At 60.5% G+C, this 18,541-nt stretch carries 15 protein-coding genes and 1 pseudogene; 7 read left to right on the top strand and 9 right to left on the bottom strand.

The window, feature by feature from the left end:
• Nucleotides 1–2 precede the first annotated feature (2 nt).
• Nucleotides 3–488, bottom strand: a complete 486-nt coding sequence (locus ACFYE3_RS03570; protein WP_387606096.1) for an acyl-CoA thioesterase — start codon at nucleotides 486–488, stop codon at nucleotides 3–5.
• 65 nt (nucleotides 489–553) lie between these two features.
• Between ACFYE3_RS03570 and ACFYE3_RS03565 the strand changes: the two genes are divergently transcribed.
• Complete coding sequence (locus ACFYE3_RS03565; RefSeq protein ID WP_387606094.1) at nucleotides 554–1,444, top strand: acyl-CoA thioesterase; 891 nt, start codon at nucleotides 554–556, stop codon at nucleotides 1,442–1,444.
• 119 nt (nucleotides 1,445–1,563) lie between these two features.
• Here the strand turns inward: ACFYE3_RS03565 and ettA are convergent, their stop codons facing one another.
• Together ettA and ACFYE3_RS03555 are read right to left on the bottom strand one after the other, a co-directional pair.
• Complete coding sequence (gene ettA, locus ACFYE3_RS03560) at nucleotides 1,564–3,246, bottom strand: energy-dependent translational throttle protein EttA (protein WP_387606091.1); 1,683 nt, start codon at nucleotides 3,244–3,246, stop codon at nucleotides 1,564–1,566.
• 124 nt (nucleotides 3,247–3,370) lie between these two features.
• Nucleotides 3,371–3,826 (bottom strand): annotated as a pseudogene (locus tag ACFYE3_RS03555) (single-stranded DNA-binding protein); the annotation flags it as partial.
• Nucleotides 3,827–3,875: 49 nt separating this feature from the next.
• On the opposite strand from ACFYE3_RS03555, the gene ACFYE3_RS03550 reads away from it, so the two are divergent.
• The 6 genes from ACFYE3_RS03550 (at nucleotide 3,876) to ACFYE3_RS03525 (ending at nucleotide 13,826) form a co-directional block, all read left to right on the top strand.
• Nucleotides 3,876–4,736, top strand: a complete 861-nt coding sequence (locus ACFYE3_RS03550) for an endonuclease VII domain-containing protein (RefSeq protein WP_387606089.1) — start codon at nucleotides 3,876–3,878, stop codon at nucleotides 4,734–4,736.
• A gap of 333 nt (nucleotides 4,737–5,069) precedes the next feature.
• A complete protein-coding gene (locus ACFYE3_RS03545; RefSeq protein WP_387606087.1) occupies nucleotides 5,070–5,612 on the top strand; it encodes a type I restriction-modification system subunit M N-terminal domain-containing protein in 543 nt (180 codons plus the stop codon).
• Complete coding sequence (locus ACFYE3_RS03540) at nucleotides 5,590–7,029, top strand: HsdM family class I SAM-dependent methyltransferase (RefSeq protein WP_387606086.1); 1,440 nt, start codon at nucleotides 5,590–5,592, stop codon at nucleotides 7,027–7,029. Before ACFYE3_RS03545 ends, ACFYE3_RS03540 begins: the two co-directional genes overlap by 23 nt.
• Nucleotides 7,030–7,151: 122 nt before the next feature.
• On the top strand, nucleotides 7,152–8,384 hold the full coding sequence (locus ACFYE3_RS03535) for a restriction endonuclease subunit S (RefSeq protein ID WP_387606085.1): 1,233 nt from the start codon (nucleotides 7,152–7,154) through the stop codon (nucleotides 8,382–8,384).
• Between the two features lie 4 nt (nucleotides 8,385–8,388).
• On the top strand, nucleotides 8,389–11,475 hold the full coding sequence (locus tag ACFYE3_RS03530) for a type I restriction endonuclease subunit R (RefSeq protein ID WP_387606083.1): 3,087 nt from the start codon (nucleotides 8,389–8,391) through the stop codon (nucleotides 11,473–11,475).
• Between the two features lie 203 nt (nucleotides 11,476–11,678).
• A complete protein-coding gene (locus ACFYE3_RS03525) occupies nucleotides 11,679–13,826 on the top strand; it encodes a KAP family P-loop NTPase fold protein (RefSeq protein WP_387606081.1) in 2,148 nt (715 codons plus the stop codon).
• Nucleotides 13,827–14,112: 286 nt separating this feature from the next.
• Here ACFYE3_RS03525 and ACFYE3_RS03520 read toward each other — a convergent pair whose 3' ends face one another.
• From ACFYE3_RS03520 to ACFYE3_RS03495, 6 genes are all read right to left on the bottom strand, one after another.
• Nucleotides 14,113–14,493: a hypothetical protein gene (locus tag ACFYE3_RS03520; RefSeq protein WP_387606079.1), complete on the bottom strand. Its 381-nt coding sequence runs from the start codon at nucleotides 14,491–14,493 to the stop codon at nucleotides 14,113–14,115.
• Between the two features lie 538 nt (nucleotides 14,494–15,031).
• On the bottom strand, nucleotides 15,032–15,688 hold the full coding sequence (locus ACFYE3_RS03515) for a hypothetical protein (protein ID WP_387606078.1): 657 nt from the start codon (nucleotides 15,686–15,688) through the stop codon (nucleotides 15,032–15,034).
• Nucleotides 15,685–16,347, bottom strand: a complete 663-nt coding sequence (locus ACFYE3_RS03510) for a hypothetical protein (protein ID WP_387606076.1) — start codon at nucleotides 16,345–16,347, stop codon at nucleotides 15,685–15,687. The genes ACFYE3_RS03515 and ACFYE3_RS03510 overlap by 4 nt, the downstream gene beginning before the upstream one ends.
• 111 nt (nucleotides 16,348–16,458) lie before the next feature.
• Nucleotides 16,459–18,021 carry a recombinase family protein gene (locus ACFYE3_RS03505; RefSeq protein ID WP_387606074.1) on the bottom strand — a complete coding sequence of 521 codons (1,563 nt, stop codon included), beginning with the start codon at nucleotides 18,019–18,021 and terminating at the stop codon, nucleotides 16,459–16,461.
• A 14-nt stretch (nucleotides 18,022–18,035) separates the two neighbouring features.
• Nucleotides 18,036–18,203: a single-stranded DNA-binding protein gene (locus ACFYE3_RS03500; protein ID WP_387606071.1), complete on the bottom strand. Its 168-nt coding sequence runs from the start codon at nucleotides 18,201–18,203 to the stop codon at nucleotides 18,036–18,038.
• Between the two features lie 194 nt (nucleotides 18,204–18,397).
• Nucleotides 18,398–18,532 (bottom strand): hypothetical protein, encoded by a 135-nt coding sequence (locus ACFYE3_RS03495; protein WP_387606069.1) that lies wholly within the window; start codon nucleotides 18,530–18,532, stop codon nucleotides 18,398–18,400.
• Nucleotides 18,533–18,541: the final 9 nt, after the last annotated feature.

Genomic DNA, 18,541 nt, shown 5'->3' with positions numbered 1-18,541 from the left:
GCTCAGGCCTCGGCCGGCGCGGGCCGGCGGGCGAAGCGGGTCGGGGCGTCCGACCACTGCTCGAGCAGGCTCCGCTGGGTGTCGTCGAGGCGCACGGGCCGTCCGGAGGCGCGGTCGATCACCACGACGACCGTCTGGGCCACGGCGTAGACCCGCGCGCCGTCCTCCTCCTGGACCGCGTAGTCCAGCACGAAGCTCGACCCGCCCACGGCGGAGACCCACACGCGCACGGACACCGGCTCGGCGCGGTAGAGCAGCTGCTCCCTGTACTCGACCTCCTGCCGGCCGATCACGGTCATGAGGTCCCCCAGCAGGGTGCGGAACGTGGCGCCCTCCGGGACGCCGGCGGCGGCGCCGCCGGGCAGCGGCCGGGCCATGAGCCGGACCCGGGCGTCCTCGAGGTACTGGAGCATGGTGACGTTGTTGACGTGACCGTAGCTGTCGATGTCGCCGAAGCGCATCTGGATGGGGATCAGCAGCGAAGACATGCCCCCCATCCCATCACACCGGGGCGCGCCCCGGCGCGACCGGCGGCTTGGCTAGAGTGAAGACCATGACCTACAGCCCGATCCCGGACCCCACGCAGGCCCTGCTCGACATGCTCGACCTCGCGGACGGGGGTGGCGCGCGCACCCTCGAGGACATCTACGTGGGCCACTCCATCTCCCCCGCGCGCGGCCGGGTCTACGGCGGGCAGGTCCTGGCGCAGGCCGCGACCGCCGCCATGCGCACCGTGGACCCGGAGCGGATCATCCACTCCCTGCACGCGTACTTCCTGCGCGCCGGGGACGTGTCCCAGCCGATCACCTTCGGGGTGGAGCGGATCCGGGACGGGCGGTCCTTCTCCGCCCGCCGCGTGCACGCCTACCAGGACGGGCGCGCCATCCTCTCGGCCATCGCATCCTTCCAGGTCCCGGCCCAGGGCCTGGACCACCAGGACGAGTCGCCCCAGAACCTGCCCGACCCCGAGTCCCTGCCGAGCGCCGTGGAGCTGCTGGGCCACGTGGACGCCCCCGAGGCGCAGGCGATCGCCCACGAGCGGCCCTTCGACATGCGCTACATCACGGAGCCGATCTACTTCAAGCCGGACTCCCGGGGGGAGCCGTTCAACGCGGTGTGGATCAAGACCCTCAAGCCGCTGCCGGACGACCCGAACATCCACCGCGCGGCGCTCGCCTACGCGAGCGACTACACGCTGCTCGAGCCGATCCTGCGCCTGCACGGCAGGACGTGGATCGAGCCCGGCATGAACATCGCCTCGCTCGACCACGCGATGTGGTGGCACCGGGAGACCCGCGCGGACGAGTGGCTGCTCTACGTGCAGTCCTCCCCCAACGCCTCCTCGGCCCGCGGCCTCGGCGTGGGCCGGATGTTCTCCCGGGACGGCCGGCTCGTCGCCACGACCGCCCAGGAGGGCATGATGCGCTTCCCGGAGTTCTCCTAGGAACACCGGCGCACGCCGGACCGGCGCACACCGAAGGGGCCCGTCCGGTGGGGAAGAACAGTCCTTCCCCACCGGACGGGCCCCTTCGTCGTCTCGGGGAGTCCGGGCCCGGTCCTGCGTCAGTCGCGGGTGAGGCGGCGGTGGGTGACGCGGTGCGGCCGCGCGGCGTCCGCGCCGAGGCGCTCCACCTTGTTGGCCTCGTAGGCCTCGAAGTTGCCCTCGAACCAGTACCACTGGTCCGGCTCCTCGTCGGTGCCCTCCCACGCGAGGATGTGGGTGGCGACCCGGTCGAGGAACCACCGGTCGTGGGAGACGACCACGGCGCAGCCCGGGAACTCCAGCAGCGCGTTCTCCAGGGAGCCGAGGGTCTCGACGTCGAGGTCGTTGGTGGGCTCGTCGAGCAGCAGCAGGTTGCCGCCCTGCTTGAGGGTCATGGCCAGGTTCAGCCGGTTGCGCTCTCCGCCGGACAGCACCCCCGCCTTCTTCTGCTGGTCGGGCCCCTTGAACCCGAACGCGGAGACGTAGGCGCGCGAGGGCATCTCCACGTTGCCGACGTTGATGTAGTCGAGGCCGTCCGAGACGACCTCCCACAGCGACTTGCCGGCGTCGAGGTTCGCGCGGTTCTGGTCCACGTAGGAGATCTTGACGGAGTCGCCGATCCTCAGCTCCCCGCCGTCCAGTTCCTCGAGGCCCACGATGGTCTTGAACAGGGTCGACTTGCCGACGCCGTTGGGGCCGATGACGCCCACGATGCCGTTGCGCGGCAGGGAGAAGGACAGGCCCTTGATGAGGCTGCGGTCCCCGAAGCCCTTCTGCAGGTCCTTCGCCTCGATCACGAGGCTGCCCAGGCGGGGCCCCGGCGGGATCTGGATCTCCTCGAAGTCCAACTTGCGGGTCTTCTCGGCCTCGGCGGCCATCTCCTCGTAGCGGGCCAGGCGGGCCTTCGACTTCGCCTGGCGGCCCTTGGCGTTGGAGCGCACCCACTCCAGCTCGTCGGCGAGGCGCTTGGCCTGCTTGGCGTCCTTCTTGCCCTGCACCTCCATGCGGGCGCGCTTGGTCTCGAGGTAGGCCGAGTAGTTGCCCTCGTAGCCGTACAGCCGGCCGCGGTCGACCTCGCAGATCCACTCGGCCACGTGGTCGAGGAAGTACCGGTCGTGGGTCACGGCCATGACCGCGCCGTGGTAGTCCTTCAGGTGCTGCTCCAGCCACAGCACGGACTCGGCGTCGAGGTGGTTGGTGGGCTCGTCGAGCAGCAGGAGGTCCGGCTTCTGCAGCAGCAGCTTGCACAGGGCCACGCGGCGGCGCTCACCACCGGAGAGGACCTTGACGTCGGCGTCCGGCGGCGGGCAGCGCAGGGCGTCCATCGCCTGCTCCAGCTGGGAGTCGAGGTCCCAGGCGTTGGCGGCGTCGATGTCCTCCTGGAGCTTGCCCATCTCCTCCATGAGGGTGTCGAAGTCGGCGTCCGGCTGAGCCATCTCCTCGGAGATCGCGTTGAAGCGGTCGACCTTCGCCTTGATCTCGCCCACGCCCTCCTCGACGTTGCCGAGGACGGTCTTCTCCTCGTTCAGCGGCGGCTCCTGGAGCAGGATGCCGACGGTGTAGCCGGGGCTGAGCCGGGCCTCGCCGTTGGACGGCTGGTCGAGGCCGGCCATGATCTTGAGGATGGTGGACTTGCCGGCCCCGTTGGGCCCCACGACGCCGATCTTCGCACCGGGATAGAACGACATGGTGACGTCGTCCAGGATGACTTTGTCGCCCACGGTCTTGCGGGCCTTGGACATTGTGTAGATGAATTCCGCCATGCCCTCAAGGCTACCCCGCTCCGCGGCGGCCGACGGGCGGCCGCCGGGCGCGGATGGAGCGGGGGGCGGCGGCACCGCGCCCCGGCTCCGTCCCCACGCCGGGACGGCTTCGTCCGCGGGCTGCTCAGGTGGCGGCGGGCTGGCGCCGCGAGCGCCGGCCCGGGCCCGCAGCGCTCCCGAGGAGCTCGCCCGTCTCGGGGTCGACGTCGTCCGGGACCGCCGGATCCCCGCTCTCGCCCGAGGGGTCGTCGCTCTCACCCGACGGGTCGGCCGGCGTCGCCGTCGGACGGTCCGGGGTACCGGTCCCCGCGGCGTCCTCGGGCTGGGCGGCGGGCTGGTCCCCCGCCTGATTCGCGGGCTGGTCCGCGGCCGGCGAGGAGCTCACGGTGCGCTGGAAGCAGGCCGTGCCGAGCGCGAGGTCGTGCCCGATGGACACCGCGTCCACGTCCACGGCCGTGTTCCGCCCGTGCTCGCCCTCCCAGAACCGGACCTTGAGCTTGCCGACCACCAGCACGGGCTGGCCCTTCTTGACGCTGGCCAGTGCGTTGAGCCCCAGGGAACGGAACGCCTGGACGGAGAACCAGTTGGTGTGCCCCTACTGTGCGACAACGCATTCATTACGTACATCAATGCACGTAGAGACCGAATGCGCTGGTTGGCCGGACGCCCGGCCACTGCAGAGACGGGGGATGTTCGTGTCAGACGGGCAGGAGATGTGCGAGTTCGACGGATGTGACCGGACGAGGGCAGTGAAGGGGTGGTGCTACGGGCACTACGGACAGCTACAACGTGGCAACGAGCTACAACCCCTAAGACAGGTCGGCGTTGTTCAGAATTGCCCGGGACCGGCGTGCACACGGGACGCGGGCGCAGTAGGACTGTGCAAGGCCCACCGAGCGCAACAGCTCAAAGGGGAAAAACTGCGGCCGCTGCGGCCTCGCTCCCGCCGGAAGCTCCCGGAGGGAGCCGCTTCGCTTCGTGACTCCCAGGGTAGAAAGCGGTGCACGGGATGCCTGGCGTGGAAGCCGGTGACCGCGGTGAACTTCCCGAAGGATCGCAAGCAGCCGGACGGTTTGCATCCTCGTTGCTGGGAATGTCGGAGGACTACCAGGCCGCCAGCGTTACAGCGGAGCACCCGGTTGGAAAAGGTCTACGGGATCACCCAAGAACAATACGATGCCACGCTCGAAGCTCAGGGAGGCGGTTGCGCAATCTGTGGTCGGGAGCCCAATGGGGCTTCACTCGCCATCGATCACGATCACAACTGCTGTCCGGGCACGGGAAGCTGTGGCGGATGCATTCGAGGACTGCTGTGCGGAGCCTGCAATCGAGGAATTGGCTACCTCGGAGATAACGCGCATAGGCTACGCGTAGCCACTGCGTACTTGGAGAATGGTCCTAAGCCTAGGCACCTTCCGCACGAGCCGGACAACGATGGGCAATCCACCACAGAGACCATCGAAGAGGACATGACCGACAACCAAGACTGAACCAAGAAGGGCATCCACCAGCCCACGTGATTATCTCCATCGAGGGGCGTCTCCACCAGAGACGCCCCTCGATCCATGTGCACTGAGCAAAAGGGCCAGCGCCCCCGACCCTGATGCGACGGCTGGGCCACCTCGAAGGCGACCCGATCGCGAGGAGCCCCGCTGGACCTGGCATCCGCGGTCGAACCAGGAGCGATGAGATACTCAACAGAAACCAATTGCGGTTGGGAACGCTGGCTTCCCCAGTGGCACGGTGGCTGTGGTCGCTGACACGATTCAGTCTCCTGCTGAACCTGACCGCGCACACGACAACGAGATCGAGTAGGGCACTGATTGATCAATTACGCATCGTTCATCTGGAGCATCGCCGACCTGTTGAGGGGCAACTTCAAGGCTCACCAGTACGGCGACTTCATTCTCCCCTTTACCGTCCTGCGCCGTTTGGACAGCGTGCTAGCCGACAGCAAGCCAGCCGTCCTGAAGGTCGTGTCTGACGCTCAGAAGAAGGGATTGCCGGTACGCCCGGTACTACTGCGGCAACAAACGGACCACCAATACTCCTTTTTTAACACGAGTCGCTTCGACCTGGACTCTCTCATGGGAGATCCTGAGAACGTTGGCGCGAACCTCACCGCCTACATCAACGCTTTCTCCCCAAATGTGCGCGACATCTTCGATAAGTACAAGATCGAGGACCGCATTGAGGAACTCGAGCAGGCCAACCTTCTCTTCCTAGTACTGCAGCGTTTCGCCGAGGTGGACCTGCACCCCGAACGAGTGTCCAACGAAAGGATGGGCCACATTTTCGAAGAGCTTATCCGCAAGTTCGCCGAGGCCTCCAATGAGACCGCAGGTGAGCACTTCACCCCCCCGTGAGGTCATCGAGCTGATGGTGGACGTCCTGTTCGCTGGGGACGTCACCGAGCTTCGAGATAAGCACATCGTCCGCTCAGTCTACGACCCCACAGCCGGCACTGGGGGGATGCTTTCGGTCGCCGAGGACCACTTACGAGAAATGAATCCCAATGCCCAACTGACCCTGGCGGGGCAGGAAATTAATCCGCAGTCCTATGCCATCTGCAAAGCTGACATGGTGATCAAGGGCCAGTCCGTGGATGCCATCGTTCTGGGGGACACACTCACTGGCGACGGGCACCCCGGGCTGACCTTCAACTATTGCCTGTCTAATCCACCGTTCGGTGTGGATTGGAAAAAGCAAGAAAAGGAAGTCCGCGAGGAGCATGAGATTCGAGGATACGCCGGCCGCTTCGGTCCGGGGTTGCCCCGAGTTTCGGACGGATCAATGCTCTTCCTGTTGCACTTAATCTCAAAGCTGCGTCCGAACAGGGACGACTCCGTCGGAGGCCGCGGAGCCATCGTCCTTAACGGCTCACCATTGTTCACCGGTGGAGCAGGGTCAGGAGAATCCAACATCCGAAAGTGGATCGTCGAACGAGATTACCTGGAGGCGATCATTTCCCTACCCAGTGACATGTTTTACAACACCGGCATTGCTACCTATGTTTGGGTACTTTCCAAACAAAAAGCATCGGAGCGCCAAGGCAAGGTGCAACTAATTGACGGGTCGAAGTTCTTCCGCAAAATGCGGAAGGGATTGGGCTCCAAGCGGAATGAGCTTGGCCCCAACGACATCGACCGGATCGTGCGGCTTTACGGAGACTTCGGAGAAAACGAGCACTCCAAGATTTTTAATACCACCGACTTCCTTTACCGCACCATCACCGTAGAGCGACCACTGAAACTCAACTTCGCCGCAGACGAAGACCGTATCCATGCCGCATTGGCCTTAAAGCCCCTGCAAAAACTCACCGAAGCGAATTCTGAAAAGCTTCGCGAGGCCTTAAAAACCGTTGGCGGTGGGATAGTAAAAAACCGCGACCAGTTCAGCACCAAGATTCACCAGGCCTTGGCCACCGCTGGCATATCGTTGACCCCCGCCCAGCAGCGAACCCTGATCACGGGGCTGTCAGTACGCGATAACACCGCCCCGCCTATTACAGGCGCCAAGAATAAACCAGAACCCGATCCTGAATTGCGTGATACCGAAAACATTCCGTGGGACCAGGACATCCAAGAATACTTCGACCGCGAAGTTGCACCCTTCATTCCGGATGCATGGATTGACGCAACCAAACTTAGAGAGGGCTGTGAGATTCCATTTACTCGTCACTTCTATAAGTATGTTCCACCTCGACCCCTCGAGGAAATAGATAAGGACCTTGATGCTGTTCTCGGGCGTATCCGAGTCCGACTAGAGCAGGTTAAATCATGAATGATATCCAGCCGTACCCACAGTACAGATGCACCGGATATCCGTGGCTAGGCGAAATCCCTAGCCACTGGCACGTCAGGCCTAGCAAATCCGTATTTGGACTTCGCAATGAGCCGGAGCGAATGGAAGACGTTCATCTAACACCCTCTCAGTCACTGGGAGTACTACCTCAGGCCGAATATATGGCACTAACTGGAAACAAGGTGGTGCTCGCGCTATCCGGCACAAGAATGAAGCACGTTGAAGTTAACGACTTTATCATCCATCTTCGTAGTTTCCAAGGGGGGCTGGAATGGTCGCAGCACAGAGGAAAAGTCAGCCCCGCTTATACTGTTATATCCCCTAAAGCAGACGCCTTGCCACAATATTTTCGGTATCTTCTCAAGTCCACGGGATATATTGAAACCATCGCAAGTTTGACTAATCAGCTACGAGATGGACAGTCAATGCGTTACGCCGACTTTGGCAAAACTCCACTTCCAGTTCCACCAGTAGAGGAACAATGGAAAATTTCCGTCTATTTGGATGAAGAAATTGCGGAGATTAACGACTTTATCGCAGATCAGAAAGGACTTGTCACCTTATTAATCGAACGTCGATTTGCGACCATATCAAACTCAATCACCAAGGGACTACCTTTATCTCTATTCAATTCCAGCACGGAAGAATTCACACTTAGCGAGGTTCCTCCGCACTGGTCCAAACTTAAATTGTCCTGGGTATTCGAATTCCTTAATGGTGACCGGGGAAGTAATTACCCCTCCCAAGACGAAATGCTTCAAGAAGGGGTTCCCTTCATTAATGCCGGACACCTTTCTGGTGACACCGTTGATTATTCCAACATGAATTACATCACCGCAGAAAAGTATGCAACCCTGGGGGGAGCGAAGTTACAAGAAAACGACATTCTTTACTGTTTACGGGGGTCAATCGGAAAGAAGGCTATTGTTAAAGGAATTTCCGACGGCGCACTTGCGTCATCTTTGGTTGCGCTTAGATTGCGTCCTGATACTGACCTCGACCCAGAGTTCGCTTTCTACATGCTAAGTACACAAACTGAAGAAGTTCAACGCACTTTAAGTATTGGCGGATCCGCCCAACCCAATTTATCCGTCGACGACTTAAAGGACTTCGTCTTTGTAGTTCCCCCGTTGAACGAACAGCGACCCATCGTCAAGTACATTCAACGCGAGTCGGCGAAGATCGACGCTGCGATTGACGACGCCCAGTCTGCGATTTCGTTGTCCACGGAGCGGCGTGCTGCGCTTATTTCTGCGGCAGTAACAGGCAAGATTGATGTTAGGAACTGGAAGAAGCCGAAGGAGAGGGTGCTCAAGGACTATGGCGTTGCATAACGAGGTGGAGTTCGAGTCGGAGCTGGCTGAGCACTTAGCTTCCCATGGCTGGCTGTACTCCCCCACGGACGCCGGCTATGACGTCGAGCGAGCCCTGTTCCCTGAGGACGTGTTCACTTGGCTGGATGAAACTGCCCCCGACGAGCTAACGAAGGTAGTTAAGCCTGACGCCTCGCCGGCAATGCAGGCGAAGGCGCGAGTTCGAATCCTGGACCGGATCGCGAAGGTCGCAGCCACGGACCCGCACAACGCCGGCGGGACGTTGAACCTGCTGAGAAAGGGTTTTTCCGTTACGGGCGCAGCACCATTCCGGATGTTCCAGCCTCAGCCCGCTGACGGGCTGAACCCCACCACGGTGGAACGGTATGGGCGGAACCGGGTGCGGGTGATGCGCCAGGTCCACTACTCCAGGTCCAACAACAAGTCATTGGACCTGGTGTACTTCCTCAACGGCATCCCCGTGGCCACCGCGGAGTTGAAGACGGATCTGACCCAGTCGATCGACAACGCTCTAGCCCAGTATCGCCACGACCGCTCCCCCGCTGGGGAGCCGTTGCTGTCGTTTGGTCGGGGTGCGTTGGTTCATTTCGTGGTCTCCAATGAGGAGGTCCACATGACCACCAAGCTGGAGGGTCCGGCCACCCGCTTCCTGCCCTTCAATGCCGGGCACAACAATGGCGCTGGCAACGCGCCAATACCCGGGTCCAGCCCGACCTCCTACTTCTGGGAAAAGGTTCTGGAACGGGACGCATGGCTGACGATCCTGTCCAAGTTCGTCCACTACCGGTTCGAAGAACGTACCGACGCTATTACCGGGAAGAAGTTCTGGGCGTCCTCGGTGCGGTTCCCTCGCTACCACCAGTGGCGGGTGGTCACGAAGCTGGTCGAGGCCGCCCGGGCTGAGGGGCCGGGGCACAACTATCTGATCCAGCACTCGGCCGGGTCTGGGAAAACAGACTCGATCGCTTGGACCGCGCACCGCATGTCCTCCCTGCACCGACAGGACGGCTCTAAGGTTTTCGACGGTGTCATCGTCATCAGCGACCGCAATGTGCTGGACGGCCAGCTGCAGAAGGCCGTGGAGCAGTTGGAGACCGTTAAGGGCGTGTTTGCCCCAATCACTTCCGGCTCCGAGGGCTCGAAGTCCAAGCAGCTGGCCGAGGCGCTGATCGCGGGCAAAAAGATCATCGGGGTGACCCTGCAGACCTTCCCCCACGCCCTCACCGTGATCCAGGAGAACCAGGGCTTGAAGGGCAAGACATATGCGATCATCGCCGATGAGGCCCATTCCTCTCAGGCGGGTGACGCCGCGAAGTCCCTGAAGAAGGTACTGACCGCCGACGCGTTGGAGGACGAGGAGGACATCAGTGCTGAGGATGTGCTGACCGCCGAGATGGCCACCCGCGCCGGGGCCTCGAAGACCCTGTCGTTTCTCGCCTTCACGGCCACGCCGAAGGCCAAGACCATCGAGTTGTTCGGGCGAGCCGACGAGCACGGGGACAATCAAGTCTTCGATCTGTACTCGATGAAGCAGGCCATCCAGGAGGGCTTCATCCTGGACGTGCTGAAGAACTACACCACCTATGCCATGGCGGCCCGGATCGCCAACGCCCGCACCCACCCCGGGGAGGTCGAGGTGGACCGGGACAAGGGGGCCAAGCAGATGCTGCAGTGGGTGAAGCTGCACCCCTACAACATCGAGCAGAAGGTCGCGGTGATAGTTGAGCACTTCCGCGACAACGTCGCCCACCACCTGGCCGGCCGCGCCAAGGCCATGGTCGTCACCGGCTCCCGCAAGGAAGCCGTGCGCTACAAACTGGCCATCGATCGCTACCTGGACGAGAAGGGCTACACGCCCCAGCTGGCGGCCCTGGTGGCGTTTTCCGGGGAGGTCGAGGACCAGGAGTCCGGGCCGGACCCGTTCACCGAGACCACCATGAACCCGGGCCTGAAGGGACGGGGTCTGACCACCGCGTTCGGCACGGACGAGTTTCAGATCATGCTGGTGGCCAACAAGTTCCAGACCGGCTTTGACCAGCCGCTGCTGGTGGGCATGTACGTGGACAAGAAGCTGTCGGGCATCGCCGCCGTCCAGACCCTGTCGCGGCTCAATCGGGTGATCCCGGGCAAGGAGCAGACCTACGTCCTGGACTTCGTCAACGACCCCCAAATTATCCTTAAAGCCTTCCAGGACTACTACGAGGATGCCGAGCTCCAGGGCGAGTCCGACCCCGACATCGTCCACGACATGATCGCCAAACTCGACGCTATGCGCATCTACGACGACCGCGACGTCGACGCCGTGGCCACCCGATGGGTGACTCAGCACCTGCGGCTCAAGGGCGCAAAGGCAGCTCACAACGAGCTCTACTCCTACCTCAAACCCGCCGCGGACGTCTTCCACGACCGCATGCGCCAAGCCCGGCTAAAGGCAGATGAGCTGGAGATTGCCGCCCTCGAGGAGTTCCGCTCCACCGTAGGGGCGTTCACCAAGGCCTACGACTTTTTTTCACAGATCATCGACTACGGCGACACCCGAGTGGAAAAGTTGGCCATCTACCTCAAACTGCTCGCACGGTTGCTGAAAAGCCCCGACACCGACTCCACCTCCCTGGACCTCTCTGATGTGGTGCTGACCCACTACAAGCTCAAGAAGCAGCAGGCCGCCGACCTGGTGTTGCAGGACGGTCAGGGTGACGGGCTCAAACCCATGACGGAGGCCGGCTCCGGACAGATCCGGGAGAAAAAGAAGGGCACCTTCGAGGAGCTCATCGAGCACATCAACAAGCTCTTCGAAGGCACCGGCATCACCGACGCCGACCAGCTCAACGCCGTCCAGTCCGTCTTCCGCCACGCCGAAGAAAGCGAACAGCTCCAGCGCGAGGCCATGGCCAACGATCCAGTTGACTTCGCTTTCTCGCCTTCCCTGCGGAATGAGATCGAAAGCATCATTTACACAGCAAGTGAAGGACATCAGAAAGCCGCCAACATTCTACTAGATATGAGTGATGATGGCCAGCTTATCGACATACTACTCAGGGGCGGTCTACACCAAAGACTGAAGGACCGAGCTATTAGAACCGCACGGTAAGCGCGTAATGATGCCTTTATTTGTGAGCACCAGTTTTGATATGCGAAGAACGGTTTCTATTTTGTGCAACTATCAGCATTCTAAAGAAACGGTTTAGGACAATTAGCACTCAACCATGATGAAGTAGAACACCTCTTAAATTTTATATCATCGTGACAACTATATATTACTTACCACCAATTCACCTGAGGCCCAGCACCCGCATGTTATACAATGACGAATCCATTACCGATGAATCACAAGATCTTATTGGGCGTAGTCAACTAGTAAGAACAATAACGGAGGGCATAAGACGGCTCGGCCAAAACACTAATAGTTCCGTGGCTGCAATATCGGGACCGTGGGGCAGCGGTAAAACTTCGCTTATCAACCAAATTGAACAAGTCCTCGGAGAAGGACCGACCTTAGAGAACCAGGCTTCTTGGAAAGTTGTCCGACACACTCCCTGGATGTTTAGCACTTATGAGGCTGAAGTTGCCGCCTTATACAGTGAACTGATCAATACTCTGCCCGGCCAGAAAGACCGACTCCAGTCACGAGAAGAACTGGCCGATTTTTTAGACTGGATTGCTCCTATAGGCATCGTAGCTCGTTTAGTCGACGCGGACGGCATGGGTGCAATAAGCGATTTATCTCAAAAGGTTCGATCTGGCAAGACCCCCAATCAATTACTGCGTGAGCTTACAACCCATTTCGAGAATAGCCCTCACAACGTGTTGGTGGTCATGGATGACCTAGATCGCCTTGATGCGCAAGAACTTCTCCAAGTATTTAAAATGGTTAGATTGCTGGGTAGAATCCCCAAGGTTCATTACCTTCTCTCCTACGACGAGGAAAGTCTTCTTGGCGTTTTATCGCACACAGAAGTGACTGGTGGCGACGTAGAACGCGGTCGAGAGTATCTGGAAAAGATTATCCAGTTGCGTCTTGACATTCCCCCTCTCACAGCTAAGCAACGCACAGATCTACTGAATAATCATTTAGGACAGCTTTATAAAAACCACAATTTTATACTAAGTCAGCGCGACGATGACAGACTATCCAGCTTGTGGAGCGAGCATCTGATTAAGGTTTGCGAACAACCCAGAAAGATTATGAGGTTAGTTTCTGCTGTCGACAATCAGTGGAGAAACGTGCATGCTGAGGTTGATTTTGTAGATTACCTTGCAATGACGTACCTCCGTTTACATGCATTCGATTTTTATGAAGTAGTCCATCGAAATAAGCGGCTCGCTATTGGTGGCAACTTCAATCGGTTCGCCCCCAGAAAGGGGGAGGCGACTCAGCAATGGCAGCAGTGGCAAGAAGTACTTAGTACTCTGGACAATTGGACTGCGGCGGATGTCAGTTTTGCCGAAGAGATAAGTTGCTTTTTATTTCCTACCTTGGCTACTTCGAGGCGCAATACGTGGTATGCAGCCGACGACCCCTCAATGAAAGCTCCACGGCGGGTTGCAAATCCCTTGTACTTTGATCGGTTCTATCAAAACAATATTCTCGAAGAGGATGTAAGTGATAAGGCGATTGAACTAGCGTTGACACTTTTGTGCAACGGGGAGGAGCCTTCATCCAACAGGCTATTAGAGTATTTTCAACAAAAGCTAATATTTGATGCTAGCATCACAATACCGAGAATAGATAAGCATGTTGCCAACGGTAGCCCTCTAAGTTTAGGATTGCTCGCTGCTCTCGCCGATGCCTACAACACCGTAATGCGCGGCGCAGTACGTGATCAAGGACAGGGAGATAACTACGTCTGGCTGGCAATGAATCTACTGGACAATACAGAAGTGTTTTTTGCCAATTTACAAGTCAGGATATTGCTCCAGCAGGAAACGCGTCGTGAGTTTGCGCTGGTTTTATGCTTTAAATCATCAAGAGGGGAAAGCAACTGGCTTGAAAGCATCGCGGATGACGTGGATGCTGCGGCTCAGAAGTATGTCGGTGATTCAGCCGTATCAGGCTCAATTTTCCAGCCCGCCCTAATTGCGTCTTTGTACTTCCATTACCATCACGCAGGGAAAGATAAGAGTCAGTCGGATTTATGGAGTCTTTTAGAACGGGCATCCCTGAAAAGCTACGCGAAACTTCTTGCCGCAGTAACCCCTTCGTATCCCCCGAAACTTGGTGGGGCTTTATATCGTGAGGACCTTGACGGGGCTAGAACTGCAATTGAAAGCTTGCTCGGATATAGGCGCTCCTACCATCACTACTTAGAGTTGGTGAACCAACATTCAACTTGTGGCATGGGCGAGACTACAAATGAACCTGCTGTACTCGAGGTTGCTCGGGCGGCCGAGATGTTTAGAGAAATCGAAGAGGTTTTCCTCGCAGGTTCGGAAGAAAATTAACCGACTGCGAATAGCCGAGATGTGGTTTGCATAGATTGATTTTGCCGAGCGGGTACCGTCATTCGTATTGCCGGGGGCACATTTTAGAAACGTACACATGTGCGGGCCTTAAAGTATCCACTCCTTTTTGCGCTATCCACAACAATCCTGGGCCTATGTAACAGGAATTTTTACTCCTGGGGGTGGGGGGGACCCCCGCCTACAACCGTCCATTTCCGCCAGTAGGTAGCGCCCCAGGAGTTTTACGGGTTTGAGACTTTCGCCTGGCAACCCGCATCTCAGTCCGCTATCGCTGGATGATCCCAGGATTGGGGGGCATCCCAATCAGCTCTGGCGATATTCGAACGGTAGCCGCCAGTTCAGCGAGGCTCAGCGGCTTGGTTAGTCCAACTTCGGCAGCTTCGGGGCCAGCCGCCTCCCGAAGTCGCTTCCGTTCGCCGGTGAGCCAGTTGTTCTGCGCCTGTGTGACCTTTTGCAGGTGGGCTGGTCGGATGCAAGCGGTGTTCTCGCAAATGTGATCGAGCTGCTCCTCTGGGAAGCGCCTCAAGGGAAGCTCGGCCAGGTAGACCCAGGCCCATCGGTGTGCCTGCCACTGTTCTCCGCCGTAGGTGAAGCTGAGGTAGCGGTTGCCGTAGGTGTTGACCTCCCAGCAGCCGGCGTCGGTCACTGTGATCTTGGAGCGGGCGAACTCTACGGGGTCACCGCCGAGTCCACGCGTCGGTCGTGGATGGGGTGCTTCTGGTGTGCCGTGGCGCTGCATGTTGGTGTAGTGCTTCGAGCAGAGGCCTGCGTCCGTGGCTGGGTTCGGGCAGTAGTCGATGGCACACACGGCAGGGGGCGCTGGCGGCGTAGGTGGCCTCCTTCTTTGGCGCAGTTTCTCCTGGTAGTGGTTAATACACAGGCCCCGGGCGTGGTGCTTATTGTTGCATCCGTCTATGGAACAGAGGCGAGGTGTCACGAGTTTGGGCATTGTTGGGCTTTCAGTCTAAGGTGACAAACATCACATATATGCGGGCATAAAAAAAGGAATGAACAGAGCCAGTTGGCTCAATTCATTCCTTCATTCATTCGCCAGGCTTTTCCCAAACGTTCACGGGAGTTCCTGCAACACTTATTCTACACGACGCGGCATCAGATGAAAGTTCGCGTCTGCCATCCATCGGCGCGCTATCCCTAGTCAGCGCAGGGTTCCGACTCGGGCGCCTCTAGTGCCCGGAGCCGCTGGCCGCGTTGCCGCCTCCGCCGTCAGGGATGGTTCCGTGAAAGTGGAACCGTGCTGGAATCACCAGCTTCCACACCGCGACCAGCCCGTTGACCTCGGGCGATGCAGCATCGATGTAGTCGACCTCGTGGCGTGGAAGGTCATGGGCGCCGGCGAAGGCCACCGTGCGCCCGGTCTCCCCGGGGTTCGTCTGGTAAAACCGGGAGCCAGACTTGGCTGCGGCGATCATCTGCGCTCGCAGGCGGGTCAGTTCCTTGTGGTCGCTTGGAAGGACCTGGACCAGGTGGGCTGGACGAATGCAGTGGCGGGTCTCTTCTTCGCCGATGCCGCCACAGATGTGGTGGAGATCATAGCCGGGCTTCAAAGGAGCCTTAAGGTGCCAAAACATCCAGCGATGGCCCGTGGTGCGACGACCACCGTGCAGTGGAGCGGCGTATCCGGTCGCCGGGTTGCGGTAGCCCGAGTAGAGCCAGCACCCGGAGGCGTTGGTGGTGATGCCCTCGACCATGCGAGCGGCGAATCGTTCCCGCAAGTCCGGATCCATCCGCGCCCATAGATTCAGCTGGTGCGTAAGGCACCATGCCATACCGGGCTCGATGTGGTTGCGGCAACCGATGTAACGGCAGGCGGAGTGGGTCACGACCCACGCCTGCTCTTCTCCAAAGCTTCGTCCGCCCGGGTCCGTTCCACGTCATAGGACCGTTCCAGGGACGCACGGGAGACCAGTGTCCTCCCCTGCTGGGCCGCTTCGTGCTCTTGAACGAGACGCAGCTGGTCGAACACGCCGGGATCGGCATCGAGCAGGCGGAACCGGGTGCCGGCTTTGCCCCACTCGGCCAGTGGAATCTCCAGTGTCGCCAGGGTCTTGGTCCAGTTGCGCACCGACCTCGTCGTCACCGTCGTCAGGTAGGGCAACGCGTCGTCGGGCGTGTACCAGACGTTGTGGGGCAGTGAGCTCCACATTTCCCAGGGTCCCCGAAGATGCGGCTGGCGCATGCCGTCGGGCACCTGCGCACTCCTATACCATGTACCAGATCCTTCCGTATCCACCCCGCCATCATGCGTGATCACCTCCCACGTCAGAGGCACTCGGAGCACCTGGAGGGCCGCCAGGCCCTTCTGTGTGACCCGGTAGGAGGCCGAACTGTGCATCGAACCCCGATCCACCTTCTCGATGAGATCGGCGCGCACAAGGCCCGTGACACGGCTCTGCGCGGTGTTCTTGTGCAGGTTCAGCCAGCTCGCAATGTAGCGGATAGACGCGTGGAGCTTCCCTGCCCGTTCGGTCTCTGAGGCCACCAGCTCCAGGATCAGCCGGTCGTTGGTGTTGATGGGTCCTCCGCTTCCGTTCTTGCAGGTCAGCTTTATGTTCTACACCGAAGCGCGGTCTCGACACCAACCCGGACTTCGTCAGCTCGGTGGTGGCCAAGGTGGTGGCGTGTCGGGAGGCAGCCCGACGGACGCAGGATCGTCTTCGCCGTAGTCGGGCTCCACGGTGGGCGTCCAATAGACGATGCGCTCGGAGCCGTCAGCGACTGCTCGTGGCGTTATCCGCACGTACTCCCACGGACTCGCCAGTTTGCTGAACTGCTTGCCTCCGGTCGGGTAGCAGATGATCTCCACGCTCTGCTTCAGCAGCGCCCGCTTCTCCAGTACGTCCAGGGTCTCCCAGTAGGCCATCACCTGGTTCGGGCGCAGGTCCGGCAGGACCCCGCCCTGTTGGGCCATCGTCGCCAGCCGTGACTCCAGCTCCCCTACGCGCCCGCTGAATCGCACGTTCTGGGTCTCGAACTGCTTGCTGGTGATCACCTTCCGGTCCCACATGCCCAGCAGATCGTCCTGTTGAGCGCGAAGAATGTTCAGCTCATGCTGGAGCTTTTCGAGATCATCGGCATTGGCAGGACCATGAAGGCGCAGGGCGGCGCCCGACCGACCGTAAATCACGAGTGGCCACCGCTCCACCACGTGCGCATCCAGCTCATCGAGACGCCGACTCACATGGCTGATGTCCTTGCGCCGAGTCGCCGGGTACCGGTAGGACTCACAGACGTACTGCCGTGTGCCTTTGCCCGTGCCACCCACTACCATCGGCATCCCGCAGTGACACTTCGCGATTCCACCCAAAAGGTGCTTGACCCGGTTGTCGTCCTGCGACCGCCGCTTCGGGTCCTTCAGGATGCGCTGGACGGCGCGGAAGGTTCCCTCGTCGACCAGAGCGGGGAACTGTGAGGGACCGAGCTCCTCGCCGTGCAAGGACTCGATCCCGCAGTTTCGGGTCTTGCCCATCAGCGAACGCACAGTCGAATGCCGCCATCCGTTCCCCCGTGCCGAGGGCACCCCGGAACGCTGGAAGTGAGCGACGATGGCGGAGATGGGCTTGCCCTCCAGCACGGCCCGAAAGGCCCACCGCACCAGTTCTGCCTCGGTCTCGTCGATCACCGGCAAATTGTGAACGCTCCCGTGCTCGTCGGTCTCCTTGACGATCTGCCAGCCGAACGGACGAGCACCACCCTGCCACACGCCCGCGAGCGCGGCCTGACGGCGCTTGGCCTTCACCCGCTCACCCTTGTGCTCGGACTCGTACCGGGCCAGAGATCCCAGCTGGCGGGCAATCAATCGCCCTGTGGACGTCGCCAGGTCCAGCTCGCCGGCCTTGACCGTCTGCGTCTGCACACCGTGGACGCTGCAGGCATCGATGTACTCCTCCAACTCCTTGGGCGAGCGGTGGAGACGATCGGTGTGCCACACCAGCACCTCATCGACGGACCCGTCGAGGACCCGCTTCAACAGCTCCTCGTAGCCCGGACGACGCTTGCCAGAGTAGGCACTGATGTCGTTGTCCGTGAGACGGTCGATCACCTCAACACCCCTGCCTCGAGCGAGGTCCTCACACTCGCTGAGTTGGCGGCTCACCCCCAGGTGAGCCCCAGTGCGGTCCTGGCTGATGCGGGCGTAGATGACAGCGCGTTTCACTCTCTGAGCATAGACTATGTTGACTCACAGTCCGTGTGCCCGTCCCGCCACGAACCCGCCTGCTGGTCGAACCAGCGCGGGGTGGAGGCGAGCCGGAAGGTCACCACCACGGTGCCGTCGGGCAGGTTGCGGGACTCGGGGTCCGTGGCGACGTAGCCGCGGACGGTGATCTGCTCGGTCATCGGGAACTCCTCTGGACGGCGGCCGTTCCGGCCGGTGCTGGCCCCGGTGGCGGGGTGCACCCAGCGTCCTGCCGGACCGGGGGCCGCCGCGGCGGGGAAGCCCCGGTTGTGGACCGCAGCAGGCCGCGCGTCCGGGGACCGCGTCCTGTGCAGTGCGACCGCCGCTCGGCCGCGCCACGGTCCGCGAGCGCCCGTCAGTCGATGTCGGCGGCGTTCCAGGAGATGACGGCGAGGGGCTCCCGGCGCCTCTCCTGCTCGTGGGAGCACGCCCAGCACCACGGACCGTAGAGGGGTGGGGCGCCGCACTGGCAGAGTCGGATCCGGGCCATCGGACTCAC

It is taken from the genome of Kocuria arenosa, assembly GCF_042879215.1.
GTDB lineage: Bacteria > Actinomycetota > Actinomycetes > Actinomycetales > Micrococcaceae > Kocuria > Kocuria arenosa.
The sequence above is the reverse complement of the archived record's forward strand: the minus strand, read 5'-3'. Positions and strand labels throughout refer to the sequence as shown.

Coding starts and splice junctions, on each gene's coding strand:
- ACFYE3_RS03570 (WP_387606096.1), bottom strand. CDS start 488: ATGTCTTCGCTGCTGATCCCCATCCAGATGCGCTTCGGCGACATCGAC.
- ACFYE3_RS03565 (WP_387606094.1), top strand. CDS start 554: ATGACCTACAGCCCGATCCCGGACCCCACGCAGGCCCTGCTCGACATG.
- ettA (WP_387606091.1), bottom strand. CDS start 3,246: ATGGCGGAATTCATCTACACAATGTCCAAGGCCCGCAAGACCGTGGGC.
- ACFYE3_RS03550 (WP_387606089.1), top strand. CDS start 3,876: ATGCACGTAGAGACCGAATGCGCTGGTTGGCCGGACGCCCGGCCACTG.
- ACFYE3_RS03535 (WP_387606085.1), top strand. CDS start 7,152: ATGGAAGACGTTCATCTAACACCCTCTCAGTCACTGGGAGTACTACCT.
- ACFYE3_RS03525 (WP_387606081.1), top strand. CDS start 11,679: ATGTTATACAATGACGAATCCATTACCGATGAATCACAAGATCTTATT.
- ACFYE3_RS03500 (WP_387606071.1), bottom strand. CDS start 18,203: ATGACCGAGCAGATCACCGTCCGCGGCTACGTCGCCACGGACCCCGAG.
- ACFYE3_RS03495 (WP_387606069.1), bottom strand. CDS start 18,532: ATGGCCCGGATCCGACTCTGCCAGTGCGGCGCCCCACCCCTCTACGGT.